The organism is uncultured Campylobacter sp., from assembly GCF_937996225.1.
Taxonomy (GTDB): domain Bacteria; phylum Campylobacterota; class Campylobacteria; order Campylobacterales; family Campylobacteraceae; genus Campylobacter_B.
The window spans coordinates 1-3,714 of the sequence record NZ_CALKTC010000043.1 but is presented as its reverse complement, the minus strand read 5'-3'; the positions used below and the strand labels follow the sequence as shown (position 1 = coordinate 3,714).

General features: G+C 39.5%; 2 protein-coding genes. One reads left to right on the top strand and one right to left on the bottom strand.

Features of this window, described 5'->3' with window-relative positions:
* Positions 1–253: 253 nt before the first annotated feature.
* Entirely contained in the window at positions 254–3,223 is a 2,970-nt protein-coding gene (locus Q0174_RS05355) for a TonB-dependent receptor (protein WP_298042113.1), read from the bottom strand.
* 234 nt (positions 3,224–3,457) lie between these two features.
* Here Q0174_RS05355 and Q0174_RS05350 point away from each other — a divergent pair.
* Positions 3,458–3,714: hypothetical protein (locus tag Q0174_RS05350; protein WP_298042111.1), on the top strand; the 257-nt coding region annotated here is incomplete at its 3' end.

Genomic DNA, 3,714 nt, shown 5'->3' with positions numbered 1-3,714 from the left:
AATTCTCTATCTTTATTTTGAAAGAGACCGTGGGCGTCATTGCAAAATTACGAAGCTGATGTCATCACAGACAGGAGCCTTTGGACTGCCGTGCTACGTAAAATTTGAAATTTACACGCCACATAAAATTCGGAAATCTAAATGATACCAAATGATTTACTATAGCCATCCTTTTTAAATTTACTAATAAATCTATAAATTTTGATTCCAAAAGCTTTCGTTTTAATAAGACATCAAACACCTGGTTAAATTTTTAAAACTGAAACTCCCATGTGAGTTTATAGTTCCTACCCGGCGAGTAAAAGCGGTTGATGCCAAGTCCTGTTTCTTGATCTATCAGATTGCTAGTTCCAAAAGGCCTTATTGATCTGGCACTTTCCCAAGTGATATATTTGCGATCGGTTATATTATAAACGCCCGCTCGAAGCGTCAGATATTTGATCGGCTTGGCGTAGGTTACGAAATCGATCGTCGTATATCCGCCGCTCCTCCATTCCACCTCGCTATTTCTTACGGGTTTGCCGTTTACGATTTTGCCGCCTAGATACTGCTCGTACCAATACATATTGTAGGTATCTCTCGCCTTTTTCGCGGCTACCGCGGTTACGAACAGATCCGCGCCGTATTTATCGCCCGGGCTTTGATAGCCTACGCTATAAACCGCCGTTCGCGGCTGGATCGCATTCATCGGCGTATCGGTTTTGCCGTGACCTATATCCATTCTGCCTTTTTGAATACTTAGCTTATATCCTATATGAAAGCCCTGTAGAGGCTGCCAAATTTGATCCAAAAATAGCTTCGATTCGATCTCTATTCCTCTAACCCTCGCTTTCGGACGATTTACGTTTTGATACACGGAGGTAGGCAGCCTGCTTCCGCCGTTTCCGTAAGGAAGCTGGAATTCCCCCTTATACTGTAAATCTATAAAATTCCTATAATCCGTCTGGAATAAATTTAAAGTGACGAAGCTAGGCGAATTATGAAGAGTAAATGCTATCTCTTTGGTTTTTGCGGTCTCTTTTTTCAAATCCAAATTCGGATATATCGAAAAATCGGGGTGCTGAAACGTGAAGTAAATTTCATCCGAGGTAGGAGCTCTAAATCCGTTTGCGTATTTAAGCTGAATTCTAAAAAAATCGAGCGGATCGATATTCGTAGATAAAGAATATGAGTTTGCCGAATACTTTCTCTTTTGCGAAGCCAAATACACGGCGTTGGCTTCGGCGTTAGCATCTCTATGAGCTTTTATCTCTTTTTGAGATGGAGTGCCGGGAAGCGGCGTGTATGGAACGAACATCCCGATAAACAGATCGGTCGGAATTTTAGGCGTAACGCCCGGAGTATATGAGGGATTATGTTTAATCCTATCGTATCTATAATTAAGATCGAAGCCTAAAATATCGTTTATTTGAAAATCATCCCCCAGATAAAGCGCTCCCGTTTTAGTCTCGACCGGAATAAGAAAGCTAAAAGGATCGTCTTCGTGACCGCAAAGCGATACGTAGTCGTTTCCGTTGTATAATTTACACTTATCGGCATACCAAGTGCCTAGTATAGGAAAAGACGGATTGGTATTTGATATGCCGAAAAAGGTATTCGCCCACCATTGTTTATTAATGGGACCGTATCCTTGTCTATTTACCATTCGCTTATCGCTTTTGCTATAAAGACCCCCGTAGCTTAGGGTATGCTCGGTGCTTTTTATATTAAAATCCTTGGTAAGATCTAGATTGAATTGCTTCGTATCGGTGATTAGATCCCTATCTTTCCAGTTATTATCCACAAATCCGTGTTGAGTAGGCAGCAAAAGGTAATCGCCGTTGCTGTCTTTCGGGTTTATTACCGCATAATTTCCTTTGCCGTTAGGCGTAGGCGTAGGGGTAAGATCGTAGTGTTGATAACTCCACGTATTCATATCGAATAGATCGATACCTTTGGAGCAGTCGTAGTTATCGCAATTGACTAAAACATCCGAGACGCTGCCTCTCATAGTGTTTTCTTGCCCGTCGTAAATATCGGTATCCAGCTCCTCTCCGCGGCTATCCGTTACTATCGGCATAAAGCCCCATTTTAGCCCTTGCTTCAGCTCGCCTCCGTATTTATCCACTAACTTTCCGTTTTCTAAATGAAGCCCCGCGGGATTTGAAATACCCGCGCAGTTATCGCCCTCGCAATATTCGTCCGTTCTCGATTTTAGTTTGATATGCTGCTTGTTGTAGCTAAATTTCAAGCTATCCCATAAAGGCGTTTCGTCGAAATTTTCGTAAGTGAACGAATAGTTTTTTCTTTCGCTTCTATCGTTGGTATGTCGTATGTCATTAGTTAGAGCACCCCAAGGAGTTTGTGTATTATAAAGAGCAAATTGATTCGACCAGTCTATTCCCTCTGATTTTATATTAGACTTATCGTATCCTAAGCTAAATCTATCGGTATCGGTAGGCTGAAAGCCAAATTTTACCAATGTGCTTTTTTTGTAAATTCTATAAGGATCAGGCTTTTCTCTAACTTTTCTTATAACAGTAGGATCATATTTTTTATATCCCCAGTTTTTTAGTTCATGTCCTTCTCTATCGGTGTGAATAGCCAAAAGATCAAACCACTTAAACCTAACTGCAGCTGCGTGGCTTTGCCAGTTTTGTCTATCCGCACTTTGATACCCGCGTTTAAATCCGTAATACCAATCCTTCTCCGTTAGATAATCTCTCGCATCCTTTGTCTCAAACGCTACTGAGCCACCTAGCGCGCCCGAGCCTCTTTTTACCGAATCTGCACCTTTAGTGATATCTACCTGTCTTACGTTTTCAACCTCAACGCCGTTTCTAGTGTTATTAAAGTTTCCATATCCTTCAAATAGATCTTTAAAACCTTGCGAGCTTAACGTTTCTGCTTGGCGAAGTCCATCAATACTTATATCTACACGATTTTCATCTACTCCACGGATCGAGTAGCCACTAGCACCGAATCTTCCACTTTCAACAACTGAAACGCCGGTTTCGTGACGAACCATATCTCTACTGTCGCTAACTTGCTCTTTGGCGAGTTGCTTGGCGCTCTTTTTCGTTTCGCCGACTTTTTTGGTAAGCGGGTCGCTTTCTACGTTTCCCGTAACATTGATCTGCCCTAAATTTTGGGAGTTGCCTTCGCTATCATCCTGTGCAGCTAAAGTGGCCGCGCATAAACAAAGCGCTCCCGCCGCTGCAATGGAAAACCTAAATAAGCTCATTTTGATCCTTTTATAATACTATTTCTCATAGGCGTTATTAAAAAGAACAGTATATTAGTGAAAAATTCTTTAAATTTAAATTAAAAAGAATTAAAGAAAGAGAAAAAGTTGAAGTACCTAATGAATTTAGAGTTGATGGTTTTAAACAAACTTATTTTATAATTATATATATTTGTTTTACTATCAGCTTTTGCACTTGTTTTTGCTAGTATAACAACAGGTCAAAATATATTAATGACATTGGTAAGTATTGTTATTGTAATTATTGTTTCTAGTTTTATTTATAATATGATTAAAAATAGACAATTTTCTTTGGAAGTAAAAAATAGAAATATTAAAGTTCTATATAAAAATCAGGAAATAGGTGCTTTTGAAATAGCAGATATATCTTTTGTTGGTTTTTCTGGAAGTAGAGGACAGGAAGTAAAAAAAGGTGATTATCCTATTATGAATATTTATAGTCTTAAAGGGGAAGCATTTTTAAATATGTC

Bases quoted from the DNA above. Each gene is read 5' to 3' on its own strand.
- Q0174_RS05355 (WP_298042113.1), bottom strand. From the start codon at position 3,223: ATGAGCTTATTTAGGTTTTCCATTGCAGCGGCGGGAGCGCTTTGTTTA.